Source organism: Falseniella ignava (assembly GCF_002847645.1).
Taxonomy (GTDB): domain Bacteria; phylum Bacillota; class Bacilli; order Lactobacillales; family Aerococcaceae; genus Falseniella; species Falseniella ignava.
Genome location: NZ_PKHE01000012.1, coordinates 1 through 19,335 on the forward strand (window position 1 = coordinate 1; position 19,335 = coordinate 19,335).

The window sequence follows — 19,335 nt, forward strand, 5'->3', positions numbered from 1 at the left end:
GCATTTTAAATTCGTAACTATATTTTTTAGACATAAAATGACCCCCATAAAGTTAGTTTTTAACTCTAACTTTCGGGGGTCACCTCAGTTTAAATGTTTAATGTTTTTAAAATTATTGTTTTACAACGTTTGCAGCTTGAGGGCCACGTGCGCCTTCTTCAATATCAAAAGTCACTTCTTGACCTTCTTCTAAAGTTTTGAATCCTTCACTTTGAATTGCTGAGAAATGAACGAATACGTCATCTCCATCTTCACGTTCAATAAATCCAAAACCTTTTTCTGCATTAAACCATTTTACTTTACCTTCTGCCATGGGCTAATTCCTCCTATTCATGCAATGCATGTTCTTTATTGATATTCTTGCATAGTATGAATTGGAGTTAAACCTCTAACAATCAATCTAATACAAAAACACATTATTATTGTAGCATACTGTCAAATAATTGCAAGTTAAAGCTATTCATCAAATACGTTTGTCTTTTCACGTAAACTTAAATATTTGTCATGTCCGATAATTAAATGATCTAATAACTCAATCCCCATCAGTTCACCGCATTGAATTAACCGCTCGGTAAAATAAAGGTCTGCCTGGCTTGGCATAATATCTCCGGATGGATGATTATGGGCCACAATCATCCGTGCTGTTGGATACTTACATGCTTCTTTAAAAATTTCCCGTGGATGTGCTACGGAACTATTGACGGTTCCAATAAAAATAGTTTTTTTACGAATAATATGATTTTTAGAATTTAGAAAAACAACACTTAAATGTTCTTGGTGCAAATCACCCATCTCACTAATAAACCACTTCCCAGCATCTTGCGTTGATAAAATATGCCCTAACTTAGGTAGTTCTGCGCGGTGAATTCGACCACCTAACTCGATTGCGGCTTTTAATTCCACCGCTTTTACAGGTCCTATCCCAGACACTTCTTGCAACTCTTCGAGACTGGCATTTTTAAGGCCATATAGATGCTCGAAATGATGTAATAATTTCATTGCTAAATGAAATACATTCTTTTGTCGCGTCCCAGTTCGAAGTAAGATTGCAAGCAATTCATGATCAGCTAGGGCTTTCTCCCCATAAGCTAATAACCTTTCACGCGGTTGTGAATTGATGGCAACTTCTTGAATATAATTTTGTTTAAACATATTTTCCCCTCCTGCATAATAAATACACTGGAGGGGAGATAAATACTTATTTTAATTTAAAGTTTCTAAAATAAATTTTCGGACCGCTGAGATAAAGTACAATGAACCTGTAATCAACAACAACGAGTCCTGTTTATTTTCAGTAACAAATTGTTGAATTAATTGTCGCCAATCCGCTACTAAGTGAAATTGTTCGCGCGGTAAGTGATGTGATTTAATAAGCGCATCGAATTGTTCAAGCGACATCGCTTCGAAGTGATCAAACGTCGTTAAATCAACTTCTTCGCTTGAAAATTGTCGTAATATTTCCAGTTGTGCTTCTTGATTTTTTCGTTCAAGTCCCGCATAAAGAACGCGGATATGTTTATCTGAAAAGTTCTCCTCAATCAACTGTTTAACTGCTTCTAAGCCTTGTACATTATGGGCTCCGTCAATATAGATTAATGGCATTTGATGCACGCGTTCCATCCGACCGATCCAATGGGTTTGACTCAACGCTTGTCGTGCGGCATCCCAATTGATAGCACGTTGATGCTGTTGCATCCACTCATAGAACGCGGTTAACGCTACTGCACTATTATCTACTTGATAAGCGCCAAGCATCGAAATGTGCCAATCTCTCCAAGCTTGTCCTCCAAATTGATAAGTGTATTCAGCACCTTCGCCAGGGTTAACTTGGATATCTATTGCATCAAAGTCTTCGTGATAGACACGTAATGTCGCATCTTGCTCGTTAGAAAATTGCTTTATCACACTGAGCGCTTCAGATGGGACATCTCCAACTACCGCAATGGCTCCTGGTTTGATAATACCCGCTTTTTGGTAAGCGACTTCTTCAAAGGTATTACCTAAACGATCTGCATGATCAATACCCACAGTCGTAATAACTGCAACTTCACCATCCATAATATTGGTCGAATCATGTAAGCCACCAATCCCTACTTCGACGATGACAATATCTGGCTGCACTTGTTGGAAATATAAAGCCATCATCACGGTATAATTTTCAAAAAACACCAATCGCCCATATTCAGTAGTCGATAAATATTCATTCACATCATACATCTTTTCAATAATCGCCAATAAATCTTCGTCTGAGATAGGTTGTCCGTTCACCGCAATCCGTTCGTTGATTCGTTCGATATGTGGTGAAGTAAACGTCCCTACTGTAAGTCCTTGACTCATCAGTAAGTCTCTTAAATAACTAGTAACAGAACCCTTACCATTTGTTCCAGTTACATGAATAATTGGAAAAGTTTCGTGTGGATTATTAAAAAAATCCATCGCGACTTTTATTTTTTCGTTGAATCGTTTGGATTCGTTATTATGCTGTGACTCTAACCATTTTAATCCTGCTTCTAACGTCTCAAATTTCATACTTTACTCCTACTGCTTGTTTTTATAACATCGCTTGTAATTTTTGAATTTGTTGAACCACGCCCGCTAACCGAGTCTCATAGTTTTCAAGTTTTTCTCTTTCTTGATTCACTAACTTTTCTGGCGCATTTTGAACAAATTTTTCATTGTTCAGCTTACCTTGTGCTCGCTTCACTTCTTGCTCTAATTTTTGTTGTTCTTTTGTTAATCGCTTAATTTCATCCTCTAAAACAACTAATCCCTTCAGGGGCATATAAATTTGAGCAAAAGCGAGACTTTGAGTAACGACTTCTTCAGGCGTTTCTACTTCAAGGGCAATTTGTAGATCATTTGGATTACAGAATCGGCGAATATACTCTTCATTGGATGTTAAAATTGCTAGACTCTCTTCATTTTTAACTTGTATCATCATATCAACCGGTTTACTCAATGGGGTATTCATTTCATTACGAATTTGACGAACAGCAATAATGACATCCATCAATTGTCCCATCGCTTTTTCACTCGTTTGATCGATAAATTCTGATTGAACTACCGGATAATCTGCGACCACAATCGAACGATCATCACCTGCTAGATGCCCCCAAATTTCTTCAGTTACAAATGGCATAATCGGATGTAGTAGGCGTAAAAATTGGTCTAACACATAAATTAAAATACTTTGTGTCGTTGTTTTGTCAGCTGTCTCACTTTGTAAGACTTCCTTAGTCATCTCAATATACCAATCACAATAGTCATCCCAAATAAAGTGGAATAATAATCGACCCGCTTCACCAAATTCAAATTTTTCAAATAGTCGCGTAACAGATTCAATGGTTGACTGAAGTCGCGATAAAATCCAACGGTCAGCTAATGTTTTCTCACCCGAAAGATCAATTTCATCGATTGTTTTTCCGTCGACGTTCATCAATACGTAGCGGCTCGCATTCCATATTTTATTGATAAAATTCCAAGCAGAGGACAATTTTTCAGGCATATAACGCACGTCTTGCCCTGGAGCGGAACCATTGGCTAAGAACCAGCGCAATGCATCAACGCCATATTCTTCGATGACGTCCATTGGGTCAATTCCATTACCTAACGATTTACTCATCTTACGGCCTTCGCTATCACGAATTAATCCGTGAAGCAGAACATTTTTGAAAGGTGCTTTATCTGTAAATTCCAGCGATTGGAAAATCATTCGGCTAACCCAGAAGAAAATAATGTCATAACCCGTCACTAACGTGTTCGTTGGGAAATAACGTTGATAGTCAGCTGCTGATTCATCTGGCCAGCCCATCGTTGAAAATGGCCATAGTGCACTAGAGAACCAAGTATCCAATACATCCGGATCTTGAGTGTACTCTTCAATATTAGTAGGAGGTTGCTCACCAACGTAGATTTCACCAGTTTCATTATGATACCATGCCGGAATTTGATGTCCCCACCATAATTGACGTGATATTACCCAATCGTGTACATTTTCCATCCATTGGCGGAAAGTATCTTCAAAACGTGGTGGATAAAAATCGACTCGATCGTCTGTCATTTGATTTTCGAGAGCTTGTTTTGCTAATGGCTCCATCTTAACAAACCATTGCGTTGATAAATATGGCTCCACCACTGCGCCAGATCGTTCAGAATGGCCAACACTATGGACCATCTCTTCAATCTTAATAAGGTACCCTTGCTCTTTAAGATCTGCTACCACTCGTTTTCTAGCTTCAAAGCGATCAAGATTTGCATAAGGACCTCCGGCTTCATTAATCACTCCCGCTGTATCCATAATATTGATGCGCGGTAAGTCATGACGATTTCCAACTTCAAAGTCATTCGGATCATGAGCTGGTGTAATTTTAACGACCCCTGTTCCAAATTCCATGTTGACATAAGTATCCGCCACGATAGGAATTTCACGATTGACGAGTGGTAATAAAACTTTCTTACCAATCAAATGTTGATAGCGTTCATCATCTGGATGAACCGCAATCGCTGTATCTCCGAGCATCGTTTCTGGACGCGTTGTTGCGATTTCAACTCGCTCATCTGAATCGACAATTGGATATTCAATATGATAAAAAGCCCCTTGAATATCTTTATAAATTACTTCAATATCCGATAATGCTGTTTGAGCTTCAGGATCCCAGTTAATAATATATTCCCCACGATAAATAAGTCCCTTGCGATATAATTCAACAAATACCTTATTAACTGCTTTATTTAAGCCCTCATCTAAAGTAAATCGTTCACGGCTATAATCTACTGAAATCCCCATTTTTGCCCATTGTTCGCGGATTGTTGCAGCATATTCATTTTTCCATTCCCAAACTTTATCGAGGAATTTTTCGCGACCTAAATCATATCGGCTAATTCCTTGTTCACGTAAACGTGCCTCAACACGCGCTTGGGTCGCAATTCCTGCATGGTCCATCCCTGGGAGATAAAGTGTGTCGTAACCTTGCATACGCTTTTGACGGATAATCATATCTTGCAATGTCACATCCCATGCGTGACCTAAGTGCAACTTACCTGTCACGTTCGGCGGTGGAATAACAATCGAATACGGAGCGGCTTTGACATCTCCTGACGGTTTAAACACATCTTGGTCAACCCATTTTTGATATCTACCTTTTTCTACATCATGCTGATTATATTTACTGGCCATTTCAACCATTGTATCGCCTTCCTTTCTCAATAAAAAAACGTCCTACATAACATAGGACGCTGTGAATCGTGGTACCACCTAATTTAATGACATCTGTCATTCTCAATGTTGATAACGGAAATCTATCCGTAATGCACTCAATTATTCGTACACTATTGCTCCGAGCTACATTCGTCAACGTAAAGACTTTCACCATCCGTCTTCTCTCTAATATTTGTTAACTACTCTTCTCTTCTTCGCTTCAATTATATACGCCTAGTTTAGCAGATGTCACCTCAATAGACAAGTAAGTTTTAAACGGGTGTAATTATAAGAACTGATCGTATTGCTCTATTTGTCTCGCTTGATAATGCTCATCAATAACTTCAATCGTTAAATTATTAATCGCATCTTCAACGAGCGCTTCAATCGGCAATCGTGATTCCAGTTCTTCAATCTTCTCAATTCTCGGCTTAGTATGTGGAGATGCTGGAGCAAAAACTGTACAACAATCTTCAAAAGGCTCATTTGAAATATCATGCGTCCCGATATTTTGGGCAATATCGATAATGTCATTTTTATCATAAGCAATTAAAGGCCTTAAAATCGGTGTGTGTGTCACTTCATTAATCACTCGCATACTTTGAATCGTTTGAGAGGCTACTTGTCCGAGGGATTCCCCATTCACAATCGCATCAGCTTTTCGTAACACAATTAAGCGATCCATAATTCGTAACATCATTCGCCGCATGACCGTCATCGATGCTTGGTCATGAACATGCGCTTTAATCGACTCTTGAATCTTAGCAAAGGGGATATTAATAAATTGGATCGGCATCCCGTAATGTGCTAAAGTGCTCGCTAATCTCTTTGCTTTATCTAATGCTTGTGGACTCGTATAAGGTGGACTACTAAAATGAACGGCTTCAATCTCAAGGCCTCGCTTCATCATCAGATACCCTGCCACCGGTGAATCAAATCCACCTGATAACATCAGTAGACCACGCCCACTGGAGCCGTATGGCATTCCTTGCAATCCTAGATAAGTCACTAAGCTTAAATAAGCATGGTTCCCTTGATCAATTTGAACGGCTAAGCGATAAGTCGGTTGGCGCATTTCAACTTTGAGTTGTGGAAAAGTTTCTCCGATGACATGCCCAACTTCACGCTGTATATCATAAGTATCGTAAACAAAATTTTTATCCGAACGTTTTGCTACAACTTTAAAGGAATCTCCTGGTTCAATAGATAATTCGTTAAATAATTCTACTGCACGTGATTGAATAGCTCCCAGATTTTTTTCGACTTGATAAACCGGTTCAAATCGAGCAATTCCAGGAATTGTTTTAATAATTTCAATGATTGATTCATAAGGTGTTGTTTCCCACTCTAAATACATAAAATCAAAATTAGCTATGATTTTAATTTTTTCGAGTGATTTGGTCTTATAGCGAATTTGTTCGGCTAATTTCTGCTGAAACATTCGACGATTTTTTCCTTTAGTTGACAATTCCCCATAATGAATTTTAAGTCGTTTGGTTGTCATTCTATGACTCCTTCCTGAGCTGTAATTGTTGACTAACTTTCGCAATCGCTTGAATAAGTGAATCCACCTCTTGTGGTGAAGTGTGTTGTGATAGACTAATACGAATAGCCGATTGACTGATTACATCGTTTACACCCATGGCTCTTAGCGTAGCATGCGGTTGATGTTTACGACTTGAGCAAGCGCTCGTAGTAGAAAGGTAAATTTCGTTTTCTTCAAAAGCATGCACTAAAACTTCACCAGGAATTGGTGGCAATGCTGCACAAATAATATGTTCACTACTATGCGTTGGATTAAATAGTTGCCAGCCATACTGAGATAATTGGTGTATAATTTGGTCTTTAAATTGTACCAACGTAGCCTTTGCCACTGCTTGTCTTTCAGCAGTGAGGCGAAGAGCTTTGGCAGTTGCGACAATGCTGGCTAGGTTTTCAGTACTACTTCGCATCCCCATCTCTTGACCTCCCCCGTCCAAGAAAGGTAGGAGATTTACCCGTTGTCGACAAGCTAAAATTCCGGTGCCTCGCCCACTATGGAACTTATGCCCTGATAAAGTTAACATATCAATTCTTGGGTGAAGGATTGAATCTAATTGGGTCGTCAAACATTGGACCGCATCCACATGCCAAATCACTTGCGGATACGGCTCTAGCAACTTCGCAATTCGATCAAAATCTAGTAGGCTGCCTACTTCATTATTGACGCCCATCGTTGATAACATTCCAATCGGTTTATCGGTTAACAACTTTTCTAACGTTTCATAATCACAAGCACCGCTAGAATCAATCGGTAAGTATTCAATCGAGTGGCCCGATGATTGCAAATATTGGACGGATTCACGAATCGATGGGTGCTCATAAGACGTTGTAATTAGAGTTGCTTTTTTTGCACCACTTATATAGGATGGCGCAATCGCTTTAATGACCCAATTATTTACTTCCGTTCCACTTGAAGCAAAGTAAATTTCATCGCTACGATACGATAGTATTTCAGCAACTTGCTTGCGAGCTTGTTCTAATAATTGACGAGCCCTTTGCCCTAGTTCATGCGCACTCGATGGATTGGCGAAAAACTGGGTAGCTACTTGCTGATACGTTCCCATCACTTCAGGTAGTGGCTGAGTCGTGGCACTATGGTCAAAATAATTCACGATGATCCCCTCTTTTCAATAAAAAATTGAACAAAACAGGTGTCTTGTTCAATTTAAAATATTTAATATCAAATTGTCCGAAAAAATGTGCTTTAATTTAATAAATTCGATGTTGTTTTTCTTGTTGATACATACGACGAACTTGAGTTGGTCCTTCTCGATCAACACGATAAAGTGCTTTTTCAATTACATTTAAAGCTTCACCGTAGCGGAATTGCTCATAAAATAGAAACTCTGCTTCACGAATCGCTTGTTCCATTTCTGGAATATCATAACGGAATCGGTTACTATGTTGAATCATATATTCCGTGAGTGTTGCATTATCAATGTATTCTTCCGCCATCTCTTCTAATGTCGCCATATTTTCGGCCAAATCTTGTTCTAATGCTTCTACTTCATTCATATCGACTTGGACCCGATTAAGTTCTTTAGACATATACTCGATTTGATCAGTCACTAAGTAGAACTTATCGTAAAATGATTGCGACAATCCAGGTAGATGTTGTTTTTCCAAACGTCGCTTCATATTTCGTAAATCAAGTTCAAATAAATCTAAATTGCTCTTTGCATCTTTTTCGCGTTGACTCAACGAAGCAAGACTTTGGATAATTCCTTGTTGTTGTGTGAGATATTCATCGATTCTCTTTTCAATACGCTTAAGCCGTTGTAATACCTTAGTATAAATCGCTTCATGTTCTTTAACTTCTTGGATTAATTGAGCAAATTCTTCCTGATCACGTTGGATATTTTCGGTAATATTCGCAATCCGGTCTTCTTGATTATCATGCAAAACATAACTTTGCGCAATCCGATCTACTTCAATAGTCGTATAGCGATTATCATCTTTAATTTGAGCTAATGATTGAGTTAATTGATGCATTAATCCCTGTACAGCCTCTTTAGCATCAATTTCCGCTTGTAAGAAATCATACATGGCATTAATATCACGTTCAGATTTATCCATCAATGTCTGTGCTTCAGCTAAGTCGGCATTCTTAATATGCGTTTTTGCTTCATTCAAACGTTCTTGAATCTCATCTACACGTTCTAAGACATGGACATCATCAAATTTGAACTTGCTCTCTTCCATGCGCTTATAGCCTTGGGCAATATCTTCTAGATTTTCCTCATACTCACTTGTAATCTTCGAATACATCTTAGGTAATTTTTCTAAAATTTCCTCTAGCGTAGACAGATCTGAATCAGTTTTGCCAAGCATATCTTGCGCCTCAAGATAATCTCCTTCACTCATTAATTCATTGTAACGAGTAAAGTTCAACTCTAAATACTGTAAATTCTTTTCTAATGTCTCGATCGCTGGACCGTAGTCGAAAGAATGGTTCATAATATTTTTGCGGGATGTATTGTATCGTTCAAGTAAGCTTTCATAGCGAACTTGATTTGATTCCGTCACATCAATTAACTTCGTCAATTCATCATGCAACTCATTGACTTCAATTTCCGTCGATTCGAGTAAATCGGTTGCTTCATTCATTGCATTTTTGGCTTTAATTAATTTCATTTGATCAATGTACTGTTCAGCAATAATAATCGTAGATTCTATCTCAGTAAATTGATAATTGGTTAAAGTTTGCCATGTCGCTACTAAACTTTCATATTTCCGTTTAGTCTGACCGGATAACTCCATATTTTTTAAGGTAAATAATTGATCCGCTATTGAAACTGTCATCATCTCATCTTTTCGATTCTCTAACTCACGAACTTCTTTTGTTCGTTGAGTTTTCATGAAAAAGACAATTCCTGATATGACCAAGAAGATAACAACAATCGCAAATAGGATATCTGTGAAAGTCACACTCATTGTCTACGTCCCTTCTAACACTCGTACATAATGATTATATAATTCCTTTTAAAGTATACCATTGACCATCGCTAAATAAAAGTATTTCTCATTAATTAAACGTATTTTACCCTAGCTGAGCCTACTTATACCGTATTTTTTGATGATTTTTGACACACAGCGTTTTTCATTCGAATTAACTCAGAAAAAAACCACTTAGAAATCTTGAAACCAACATTTCTAAGTGGTGCGTTTTTGTAATTAACCTAATTTGTTGTAGTATTCAACAACGAATGATTCGTCGATTTCAGCGTTTAATTCGCTACGTTCAGGTAAACGAGTCATTTTACCAGATTTAGAATTTTCATCAAACTCGATAAATTCTAAACGAGTTACTGTGTTTTCTAAGTTATCTTTAATCAATGCTAAGCTTTCTGAACGCTCACGTAAACCAATCACTTGACCTGGTTCTACTAAGTAAGATGGAATATCAACACGTGATCCATCAACTTGAATATGACCGTGGTTAACTAATTGACGTGCTTGACGACGTGTGTTCGCAAATCCTAAACGATAAACTAAGTTATCTAAGCGTGTTTCAAGTAAGATAAGGAAGTTTTCACCATGTTTCCCTTCCATCTTACCTGCACGGTCGTATAACTTACGGAATTGACGTTCGTTAATACCATACATAAAGCGAAGTTTTTGCTTCTCTTGAAGTTGTAATGCGTATTCTGATAATTTTTTACGTTGGTTACCATGCTGTCCTGGTGGGTAGTTGCGTTTTGCAATTTCCTTTCCAGTTTCTGTTAAAGAAATACCAAGACGACGTGATTTTTTCCATGCTGGTCCTGTATAACGTGCCATATTTAAATTCCTCCATTAATTTCATTTTGGAGTAAAATAATTCGATGAAAATCCGAATAAGTACATTCTTCTTATAAGCTTTCACATTTAGCAGCCGCAGTTACTCACTCTCCGTATGGATTCCGAATGAAAGCCTTACTCTATCTTCAATGCTGCATTATTTTACACAATCGCTATTGTATCAGATATATTCAAGTCTTGCAACTTTATTTCTTATTTTGTTAAAGTTCCTATTTGTTCCACTAAATACATAACTAGCGTAGCAGAAGATTGACTCGCAACCTCCAGAAATTCATCAAAGCTGAGATGCGCTTGTCCATCTGCTTGATCTGAAATTGCCCGAATAATAATAAATGGAATATCAAATCGATAGCACGCTTGCGCAATGGCAGTGGATTCCATTTCACAGGCTCGAGCAAAAGGCAGTTTCTCAAGAATTGCTTGACGTTCCTCGGCACCAGCCACAAATTGATCGCCAGAGACGATCATTCCAACATAAGGCTCGATTCCAATATGATGACTCGCTTCTTTCGCTAAGGATTGTAGCTGAGAATCCGGATAATACGCTTCAGGCATCCCAGCCATTTGTCCATATTTATAGCCGAAACTCGTGACATCCACATCATGATATACGAGTGAATGAGCGATGACGACATCACCTATACTTAAAGCTGAATCAAGTGCTCCGGCACTTCCAGTATTAATAATATAATCGACTTCAAAGAGCATCTTGAGTAGCGGAACGACGATGGCTGCATTAACTTTCCCAATCCCGGATTGAACCACTACCACCTCTTGTTCTCCCAATTGTCCTGTATAAAATTGATGCTCGTAATGTTCAATCAATTGACGGTTTTGTAACTGCTCCTTTAATATTGCAACTTCTTGGGCCATTGCCCCAATAATTCCAATCATCTCTATAAGTAACTCCTCTCGTTAAATTAAAAATGCTATTACTAATACTAAAATTAGAAGTACCGCTGTAACGACAATGCTATTGTTTAAAAAGTAATCAATCTTCGCACTATAGTGAAGTCGTTGCTCCGGAAGCTCCTCTTCAAAGTCTTCTTGCAATGGGATTTCCCCCCGTTCTGATTGGGGGTTTGAATCCATTGAGTATGGCATTTCATCTAACGGCGGTTCTGATGCATTCGATTGGTAATCCAAATAATCTTGGTACAGTGAATCTGATTTTTTTTGATTCAATGGCATTATATCCCTCCTAATAGCCATAGTTTAAGAATTAGATGTGTCTTCATATCTGAAATAAGTCTCTCATCCAACATAGATTGAATAGTTGAGCGAGAATATTTTTTAACCGTAATAAACTCATCCTCGTCCCCTGCTATCGGATGTGGAACTCCTTTAACATCTCTAGCAATATAGAATTCCATCGCCTCATTACAAAAACCCGGTGAGCAATCTAACTTGCCATAATACTCCCAACAATCGGATTGCATCCCAGTCTCTTCTTCGAGCTCGCGTTTAGCCGCTATCAATGGATCTTCAGCTGCCAACTGATGAATATCAATCAACCCTGCAGGTAATTCGAGTAATACTTGATCTACTGCTGGACGATACTGTGAGACTAAAATAATTTCATCGGTGTCGGTAATAGGAAGAATTACTACCGCGGTCTGATGGTTAACCAATTCACGCGCCACCACAACTTGCGGATGAATTTCAACTTGATTACGATATAGCTGAATAATTTGCCCGTCATAAATCAGTTCACTCGCACGTAAACGGTCACTTTTCATAAACTCTGCTTCTAACATACTCTCTCACATCCACTCTTATTTTTTAGAATATCAGCCTTGAGTCCGATAACCAGCACCCAAAGCTATGCTACAATTATTATACAATAACTAAGATTATCTACCTACTCGAATAGGAGGAATTTCGATATGGATACAATTATTCTAATGCTAGCGTTAGCATGCTTCATTTACCAAGGATATTACTATGTCCGACTTAACGCCACTTACCCATTAAGTCTATTTGTTCTACAACACTATGGCGCCTACATTATTATAGCATTGATGTTTACTTTTCTAACGGGTCTTTCAGCAGCTCATATTACTGTTTGGTTTACTGGCTTTATCTTTTTAGACTTACTTGCCCATGTTTACCGAAAATATTTTAAAAAAAGCAACGTAAGATTGCGACATCTAATCTACGGAGGGATGGTAGGTGTCGTGACGCTAGCCACGCTATTAGCGATTGAGAATACCCCCTACATGGGCACTGGCCACCTTATGAGTTTAATAATAACCTACGGTACCATCGCTATCCCAACACTATTGATTTTGTGGCTCAACCAAAAAGGTTCAATCGACTTTAATCGTCTGTTTAAACATAACACAGCTAGTTCCTTTAAGAAAAATTCGACATTAACCAAACATTATCACGATGCTGGATTAAGCGATGAAGATATTCAGTATTTCCGACAAGAAATGTCTGTCCTACGAGATTTAATCATTCAATTAGAAGATGAGATGAATCAAGCAGCTAAATTAAAAGCAGTCAATGTACGTCATAATACGATTGATGTTGCGCAAAAATTCTTTCAAGCAATTGTTAAAGACCCAACGCGCATTGTCAATGCTAGTAATACAATTTACCGAACCATTCCATCATTAGCCGATTTAGCTGCAAAATACAACGAGATCAATCATCATATTGCTAAGACTAAGCAGACTTATTTACTACTTGAACGCACCGTTCAAACAATTGAAGAATTATCCGAACAATTGACCGAAGAATATCTAGCTTTCCATCAAGAAATGATTAATGATCTTGATGATGAGATTAAGTTTGCTGAAAAAAATATTCATCGCTCTCAACATGATTTCAACGACACGTCGAACTTATAAAATATTTAGGAGGGGTTCTTATGACACAACCTACATCTAATTCACCTCAAACCATTGAAGATTTAATCCAAAATCCTTTTATCGATCCAACCCACGAATCATCTCAAAAATTTGATGATTTAGGAGTCATTTCAAATAAAGTCATCACAAACCATCAGTTGATTCAACAACTGCCTGAACATCGACAACAACAGGCACGAGAATTAGCGAAACAAATTAATGAAGAAGATATGCAATCCATTATTACTTATGGTGCCAATGCTCAAAGTCAACTGAAAGATTTTTCAAATGCGATGCTAGAGCACATTCAAGTAAAAGATGTAACCGGGATTGGTGATGCAATTGTCGATTTAATGACTCAATTGCAGCAAAACGACCCAAAAGAGTTAAGTGCTCGTCCAAATTTACTGCAAAAGGTATTCGGTAAAGTGAAAACGTCAATCTCTGAGACGACATTGCGGTATCAACAAATTAGTACCCAAATTGATCGCGTGGCGATTCGATTAGAGCGCGATCAAAATGAGCTCCTTAATGATAATGTGATGCTTGAGTCCTTTTATGAGAAAAATCGGGATTATTTTGAAGCACTCAATGTTTACATTGCTGCGAGTGAAGTAAAAATGCAAGAACTCCAAGAAAAAACAATCCCAGCTGCTTTGGAAAAAGCGCAAGCAAGTCAAGACGCGATGGATATTCAAAAAGTCAATGATCTCAATCAATTTCTTGAACGATTGGATAAACGGACCCATGATTTGCGCTTAACACGACAACTGACAATCCAACAGGCCCCACAAATTCGGATGATTCAAAATACAAATCAGCTCCTAGCTGAAAAGATACAAGCTTCTATTATGACGGCTATCCCACTGTGGGAGAACCAAATAACAATTGCATTAGCCATCTTGAGACAGCAAAATGCTGCAGTATCACAACAAATGGTGTCAGATACTACGAACAATCTCTTGCTTAAAAATTCAGAGATGTTAAAACAAAGTACCATTGATGTTGCTCGCGAAGCAGAGCGCGGCGTGATTGATATTGAAACTTTACGACAAACACAAAACAATCTTTTGTCTGCCCTCTCTGAAACATTACAAATCCAGCAAACGGGTCGCCAACAGCGAATCCAAGCTGAAACTGAATTGATTGAAATGGAAAATGATCTGCGTAATCAACTGCTATCGATTACTCAAAATAAACAAGCAAACCATTAAATATAATCTCCTTTGCGATTCGCGCAGGGGAGACTTTTTTTCTACTTTACATTCTTGTTTGAATTAAATATACTGAAAGAGTATAGATTATACAATTTTTTGCAAAGGAGAATGATATGAAAGAAAAAGAGAAAAAAAGCTTTGTCCAGCGCGGTTTAGACTTTATCGAACGCGTTGGGAATAAGTTGCCACACCCTGTCTTTATTTTTATTATTTTAGCACTGATTACCATAGTGGTATCAGAAATTATTTATCGCCTCGGCGTGACAGTGAGTTTCTACGATGCGAAAGAAGAAGCTGAACGAACGGTTGCTGCGATTTCATTAATGAATGCGGAAGGATTACGGCACATTTTTAACACAGCCGTTAAAAACTTTACCAATTTCGCACCTTTAGGTACCGTGATTGTCGCGATGCTAGGGGTAGGAATTGCTGAATGGGGCGGATTAATTGCGACTTCGTTAAAGAAATTAATTACGCGTGTTCCACACTCATTACTAACGACGGTGATTGTTTTTGCAGGTATTATTTCCAACATCGCTAGCGATGCTGGATATGTTGTGGTCATTCCTTTAGGTGCTTTAGTTTTTGCTAGTGCAAAGCGTCATCCAATTGCAGGATTGGCAGCAGCATTTGCCGGTGTATCTGGTGGTTTCTCAGCCAACTTAATATTTGGTCCAACGGATGCCATGCTAAGTGGTATTACCAATGCAGCTTTAGCGGGAACAACGTCAGGGTATACGGTTGATGTGAGTGGAAACTGGTACTTCTTAATTGTATCCACCTTCATTTTAACCATAGCCGGTACGCTTGTGACCGAATGGGTGGTAGAACCTTTCCTTGGAACTTATGAGGGAGATTATTCTGAGCATGAACAAGAAGATATCACTCCATTAGAGAACGAAGCTTTAGCGAAAGCGGGTAAAGCTTTATTAGTGACTTTAGTAGTTTTTGCTATTTTGATGAACCCATGGTTTGGGCCTTTACAAGAAATTGATCCTGAAACACAACAAAAAACGATTCAACCATTTATGAATAATGGATTAATTTTAATGGTATTCTTCCTCTTTGGTATACCAGGCTATGTTTATGGTAAAACAGTTGGAAAATACCAATCAACAAATGATATTGTTGAAGGCTTAACACAAGCTGTAAAATCATTAGCTGGATTTATTGTTTTAGCGTTCTTTGCTTCTCAACTCATCGCCTACTTTAACTACACCAACTTAGGCGTTTTACTTGCCAGTTCAGGAGCAGACTTACTCGAACGTGCTAACTTTACAGGTATTCCACTTGTCTTAGTCTTTATTATTTTATCAGCCTTTATTAACTTATTTATTGGTTCTGCTTCCGCGAAATGGGCTATTTTAGCTCCGATTTTTGTACCAATGTTTATGGCTGTCGGTCTATCACCTGAAATGACTCAAATGGCCTACCGTGTAGCGGACTCAGCAACGAATATTATTTCACCGTTAATGACATATTTTGCAATGGTTCTTGTCTTTATGCAACGCTATGATAAGAAGAGCGGGATGGGTACACTGATTTCAGTGATGTTACCCTACTCAATGGCATTCTTAATTATTTGGAGTATTCTATTAATCATTTGGTTTGCTCTAAACCTTCCATTAGGACCTGGAGCACCCGTATCGATGCAAGCGATTATCTCTATTTTGTTATAATCCATATTGATTCTTATCAAAATAATCAACGCCAGTCACATTAAAATGACTGGCGTTTTTATTGAATATTTTATTGGAAAAACTCTGGCGTTTCTTCTTTAACGATATCGTAGCAGCGTTGACAGAATTCAGGTGCTGCTTCAATTGTTCCTACTTCAGGACGTACCGCACGGCAGCGATCGCAAATATGGCCCTTCGCTGGTTCAACTTTCACTGCAAAATCATCAAAATCAACTGCGGATGTGTCACGTTCACTGAATGGCTGAATTTCCAATTCTGACACAATCAATAATTGATCTAAGTGCTCACTATATTGCTCTAATGCTTGGGCTAGATCTGTATCACAATACAAGGTAACTTTCGCTTCAAAACCTTTTTTAACTGGTGCATGCTCATCGTCTTTCGCTAATTCTTTCGCTTTATCGACACCTTCTTTAACTTTGAAGAATGTTTCCCATTGATCAACAAGCTCTTGATCTGCATCAACATTAACAAAATGTGGCATCTCTTGAAGTTGAATATAATTCTCTGCTCCTGGAATAAATTGCCAAATTTCTTCCATTGTATGCAGTAAAATCGGTGTTAGCATGCGAGTTAAACCAGATAATATTTCATAAAAGACGGTTTGAATACTGCGACGCTTACGATTATTCATTTGTTCAATATAGACAATATCTTTTGCAATATCGGAATAGAAAGCCGATAGATCGACTGTCACGAAATTAATTAATCGTTTATAAACTCGGTTAAATTCATAATGCGTATAGGCTTCATGCATGTCGTGAACCAATAGGCGATATTGACTCATCATATAGCGATCGACCGGTTCCATCTCCTCTTCTTGAACACAATCAACCGCTGGGTCAAAATCAGCTTCAATATTCGATAAGATAAAGCGGAAAGTATTACGAATTTTACGATAAGCCTCAGCAACTTGATTTAATATATCACGCGAAATACGTACATCATTTTCATAATCAACACTTGAGACCCAAAGACGGATAATATCCGCTCCAAGATCTTGCGTAATTTCCTCTGGCGTAATCACATTACCGATAGACTTACTCATTTTTTGAACTTTACCATCCATTACAAAGCCTTGTGATAAGACTGCCTTATAAGGTGGCATATCGCGCGTTGCAACGGAAGTCGTAAAGCTTGAGTTAAACCAACCACGATATTGGTCAGACCCTTCAAGATATAGGTCCGCTGGATAGCTTAATTCTTCGCGCGTCTCTAACACACCCGACCAAGAACTACCAGAATCGAACCACACATCCATAATATCTAATTCTTTAGTAAATTGGCCGTTCGGGCTTGATGGATGTTGGTAGCCTTCTGGTAATAAATCCTTTGGTTCCCATTCGAACCAAATATTTGAGCCATGCTCTTCAACGAGGTCCGCCACATGATCAATCACTTGTCGATCAATAATTGGCTCGCCATCTTCACCATAGAAAATTGGTAGTGGCACACCCCAAACGCGTTGTCTTGAAATAACCCAGTCCCCACGATCACGAATCATATTATAAATACGGCGAAGACCTGATGGGTGATACCACGTTACCTCATTTTCAACTGCATCGAGTAACTGATCACGGAATTTATCAATTGAAGCAAACCATTGTGGTGTCGCACGGAAAATAACCGGTTGCTTCGTACGCCAATCATGTGGGTAGCTATGTTCAATTTCACTTAAATAAAGTAAAGTGCCATTTTCTTCAATGATTTTTAAGACTTCTTTTTGCCCTTTTAGGTAGAACATTCCTTCAAAACCTGGTGCTTCATCGGTAAAATGGCCACGATTATCAACTGGACTTAATACTTCCAAGCCATAACGTTGTCCAATAATAAAGTCGTCTTCCCCATGCCCTGGTGCGGTATGAACTAAGCCAGTCCCAGATTCTAAGGTAACATGATCTCCAACCATAACTAATGAATCCCGGTCGTAGAATGGATGTTTTACTTTAAGCCGATCAAATTCTGCTCCTTGGTACTCTTTGACAACTTGGTAATTTTCCCAACCAATTTCATTTGCAATGGTTTCTAATAAATCTTTAGCAACAATAAATATTCTCGTGCCTACTTCAACTGCGACATAGGTTGCTTCACCCAAAACAGAGATTCCTAAGTTAGCAGGTAATGTCCATGGTGTCGTCGTCCAAATAACAAATTCTGCATGATCAGGTACAACACCAGAACCAGATCGAACTGGAAATGCAACGTAGATTGATGGAGACTTCACATCTTTATACTCAATTTCAGCTTCTGCGAGCGAAGATTCACTCGATGGCGACCAATAAATCGGCTTTAATCCCTTATAAATATACCCACGCTCTGCCATCTTACCGAAAACACGTAGTTGTTGCGCTTCATACTCTGGCGTAAGCGTTAAATAAGGATGGTCCCAATCTCCTGTGACTCCGAGACGTTTAAAGTCTGCTTTTTGATTTTCAACTTGTTTTAAAGCATAGGCTTCACATAGTTTTCTAAATTCTGCCGTCGATAAGCTTTTACGATCTACTTTATCAGAATTAACTAGCGCTTGTTCGATTGGCAATCCATGTGTATCCCAACCTGGCACGTACGGTGCACGATGACCATTCATCGAATAATAGCGCACAATAAAATCTTTAGAAATTTTATTTAACGCGTGCCCCATATGTAACTGGCCATTCGCATATGGAGGACCATCATGAAGAATAAAGGTAGGTTTCCCTTCATTTTTTTGTTGGATTTTTTGATAGATTGATTCTTTTTCCCATTCTTCTTGCAAAGCGACTTCTTTTTGCGGTAAATTAGCTCGCATATCAAATTTTGTTTGACCTAAATGTAATGTGTCTTTTACTTTCATACTCTTCTCCTTTAAATCATCCTGAAAAATAAAAAAACGCCCCGAAAAATCGGGACGCAGTCGGCGTGGTACCACCCAAAATTAATAGAATTAACCATTCTATTCACTCATCTTTGATAACGCTCGTTAGAGCGACTTCACTTAGAAGTGTTTAAATAAAGGTGATATGACCCCTACGAGTAACTATTGA

At 38.4% G+C, this 19,335-nt stretch carries 15 protein-coding genes and 1 other annotated feature; of the genes, 3 read left to right on the top strand and 12 right to left on the bottom strand.

The window, feature by feature from the left end:
- Positions 1-112: 112 nt before the first annotated feature.
- The 11 genes from CYJ57_RS05075 to CYJ57_RS05125 form a co-directional block, all read right to left on the bottom strand.
- Entirely contained in the window at positions 113-313 is a 201-nt protein-coding gene (locus CYJ57_RS05075; protein WP_006701084.1) for a cold-shock protein, read from the bottom strand.
- 143 nt (positions 314-456) lie between these two features.
- Entirely contained in the window at positions 457-1,152 is a 696-nt protein-coding gene (gene radC / locus CYJ57_RS05080) for a RadC family protein (protein WP_006701083.1), read from the bottom strand.
- A gap of 51 nt (positions 1,153-1,203) precedes the next feature.
- Positions 1,204-2,529, bottom strand: coding sequence for a bifunctional folylpolyglutamate synthase/dihydrofolate synthase (locus CYJ57_RS05085; RefSeq protein WP_101954330.1), 1,326 nt, complete (start codon positions 2,527-2,529; stop codon positions 1,204-1,206).
- Positions 2,530-2,551: 22 nt separating this feature from the next.
- Positions 2,552-5,185 carry a valine--tRNA ligase gene (locus CYJ57_RS05090; protein WP_101954331.1) on the bottom strand — a complete coding sequence of 878 codons (2,634 nt, stop codon included), beginning with the start codon at positions 5,183-5,185 and terminating at the stop codon, positions 2,552-2,554.
- A gap of 40 nt (positions 5,186-5,225) precedes the next feature.
- Positions 5,226-5,422, bottom strand: a binding site (T-box leader).
- 61 nt (positions 5,423-5,483) lie between these two features.
- The gene (gene thiI, locus CYJ57_RS05095; protein WP_101954332.1) at positions 5,484-6,701 is read right to left on the bottom strand and encodes a tRNA uracil 4-sulfurtransferase ThiI; all 1,218 of its coding nucleotides are present in this window, start codon (positions 6,699-6,701) and stop codon (positions 5,484-5,486) included.
- Between the two features lies 1 nt (position 6,702).
- Complete coding sequence (locus tag CYJ57_RS05100) at positions 6,703-7,851, bottom strand: cysteine desulfurase family protein (RefSeq protein ID WP_006701079.1); 1,149 nt, start codon at positions 7,849-7,851, stop codon at positions 6,703-6,705.
- Positions 7,852-7,948: 97 nt separating this feature from the next.
- Positions 7,949-9,673: a septation ring formation regulator EzrA gene (locus tag CYJ57_RS05105; protein ID WP_101954333.1), complete on the bottom strand. Its 1,725-nt coding sequence runs from the start codon at positions 9,671-9,673 to the stop codon at positions 7,949-7,951.
- A gap of 240 nt (positions 9,674-9,913) precedes the next feature.
- Complete coding sequence (gene rpsD, locus CYJ57_RS05110) at positions 9,914-10,519, bottom strand: 30S ribosomal protein S4 (RefSeq protein ID WP_006701077.1); 606 nt, start codon at positions 10,517-10,519, stop codon at positions 9,914-9,916.
- A 213-nt stretch (positions 10,520-10,732) separates the two neighbouring features.
- On the bottom strand, positions 10,733-11,434 hold the full coding sequence (locus CYJ57_RS05115) for a 5'-methylthioadenosine/adenosylhomocysteine nucleosidase (protein WP_006701076.1): 702 nt from the start codon (positions 11,432-11,434) through the stop codon (positions 10,733-10,735).
- Between the two features lie 21 nt (positions 11,435-11,455).
- Positions 11,456-11,731, bottom strand: a complete 276-nt coding sequence (locus CYJ57_RS05120) for a hypothetical protein (protein WP_101954334.1) — start codon at positions 11,729-11,731, stop codon at positions 11,456-11,458.
- Complete coding sequence (locus CYJ57_RS05125) at positions 11,731-12,297, bottom strand: NUDIX hydrolase (RefSeq protein ID WP_101954335.1); 567 nt, start codon at positions 12,295-12,297, stop codon at positions 11,731-11,733. The genes CYJ57_RS05120 and CYJ57_RS05125 overlap by 1 nt, the downstream gene beginning before the upstream one ends.
- A 129-nt stretch (positions 12,298-12,426) precedes the next feature.
- Here CYJ57_RS05125 and CYJ57_RS05130 point away from each other — a divergent pair, with 129 nt between their 5' ends.
- The 3 genes from CYJ57_RS05130 (at position 12,427) to CYJ57_RS05140 (ending at position 16,291) form a co-directional block, all read left to right on the top strand.
- Positions 12,427-13,395: a 5-bromo-4-chloroindolyl phosphate hydrolysis family protein gene (locus CYJ57_RS05130; RefSeq protein WP_006701073.1), complete on the top strand. Its 969-nt coding sequence runs from the start codon at positions 12,427-12,429 to the stop codon at positions 13,393-13,395.
- Between the two features lie 20 nt (positions 13,396-13,415).
- The gene (locus CYJ57_RS05135; protein ID WP_101954336.1) at positions 13,416-14,609 is read left to right on the top strand and encodes a toxic anion resistance protein; all 1,194 of its coding nucleotides are present in this window, start codon (positions 13,416-13,418) and stop codon (positions 14,607-14,609) included.
- Between the two features lie 116 nt (positions 14,610-14,725).
- Positions 14,726-16,291 (top strand): AbgT family transporter, encoded by a 1,566-nt coding sequence (locus CYJ57_RS05140; protein WP_101954337.1) that lies wholly within the window; start codon positions 14,726-14,728, stop codon positions 16,289-16,291.
- Positions 16,292-16,361: 70 nt separating this feature from the next.
- Here the strand turns inward: CYJ57_RS05140 and ileS are convergent, their stop codons facing one another.
- The gene (gene ileS / locus CYJ57_RS05145; RefSeq protein ID WP_101954338.1) at positions 16,362-19,145 is read right to left on the bottom strand and encodes an isoleucine--tRNA ligase; all 2,784 of its coding nucleotides are present in this window, start codon (positions 19,143-19,145) and stop codon (positions 16,362-16,364) included.
- Positions 19,146-19,335: the final 190 nt, after the last annotated feature.

Coding starts and splice junctions, on each gene's coding strand:
- CYJ57_RS05075 (WP_006701084.1), bottom strand. CDS start 313: ATGGCAGAAGGTAAAGTAAAATGGTTTAATGCAGAAAAAGGTTTTGGA.
- radC (WP_006701083.1), bottom strand. CDS start 1,152: ATGTTTAAACAAAATTATATTCAAGAAGTTGCCATCAATTCACAACCG.
- CYJ57_RS05085 (WP_101954330.1), bottom strand. CDS start 2,529: ATGAAATTTGAGACGTTAGAAGCAGGATTAAAATGGTTAGAGTCACAG.
- CYJ57_RS05090 (WP_101954331.1), bottom strand. CDS start 5,185: ATGGTTGAAATGGCCAGTAAATATAATCAGCATGATGTAGAAAAAGGT.
- thiI (WP_101954332.1), bottom strand. CDS start 6,701: ATGACAACCAAACGACTTAAAATTCATTATGGGGAATTGTCAACTAAA.
- CYJ57_RS05105 (WP_101954333.1), bottom strand. CDS start 9,673: ATGAGTGTGACTTTCACAGATATCCTATTTGCGATTGTTGTTATCTTC.
- rpsD (WP_006701077.1), bottom strand. CDS start 10,519: ATGGCACGTTATACAGGACCAGCATGGAAAAAATCACGTCGTCTTGGT.
- CYJ57_RS05115 (WP_006701076.1), bottom strand. CDS start 11,434: ATGATTGGAATTATTGGGGCAATGGCCCAAGAAGTTGCAATATTAAAG.
- CYJ57_RS05120 (WP_101954334.1), bottom strand. CDS start 11,731: ATGCCATTGAATCAAAAAAAATCAGATTCACTGTACCAAGATTATTTG.
- CYJ57_RS05125 (WP_101954335.1), bottom strand. CDS start 12,297: ATGTTAGAAGCAGAGTTTATGAAAAGTGACCGTTTACGTGCGAGTGAA.
- CYJ57_RS05130 (WP_006701073.1), top strand. CDS start 12,427: ATGGATACAATTATTCTAATGCTAGCGTTAGCATGCTTCATTTACCAA.
- CYJ57_RS05135 (WP_101954336.1), top strand. CDS start 13,416: ATGACACAACCTACATCTAATTCACCTCAAACCATTGAAGATTTAATC.
- CYJ57_RS05140 (WP_101954337.1), top strand. CDS start 14,726: ATGAAAGAAAAAGAGAAAAAAAGCTTTGTCCAGCGCGGTTTAGACTTT.
- ileS (WP_101954338.1), bottom strand. CDS start 19,145: ATGAAAGTAAAAGACACATTACATTTAGGTCAAACAAAATTTGATATG.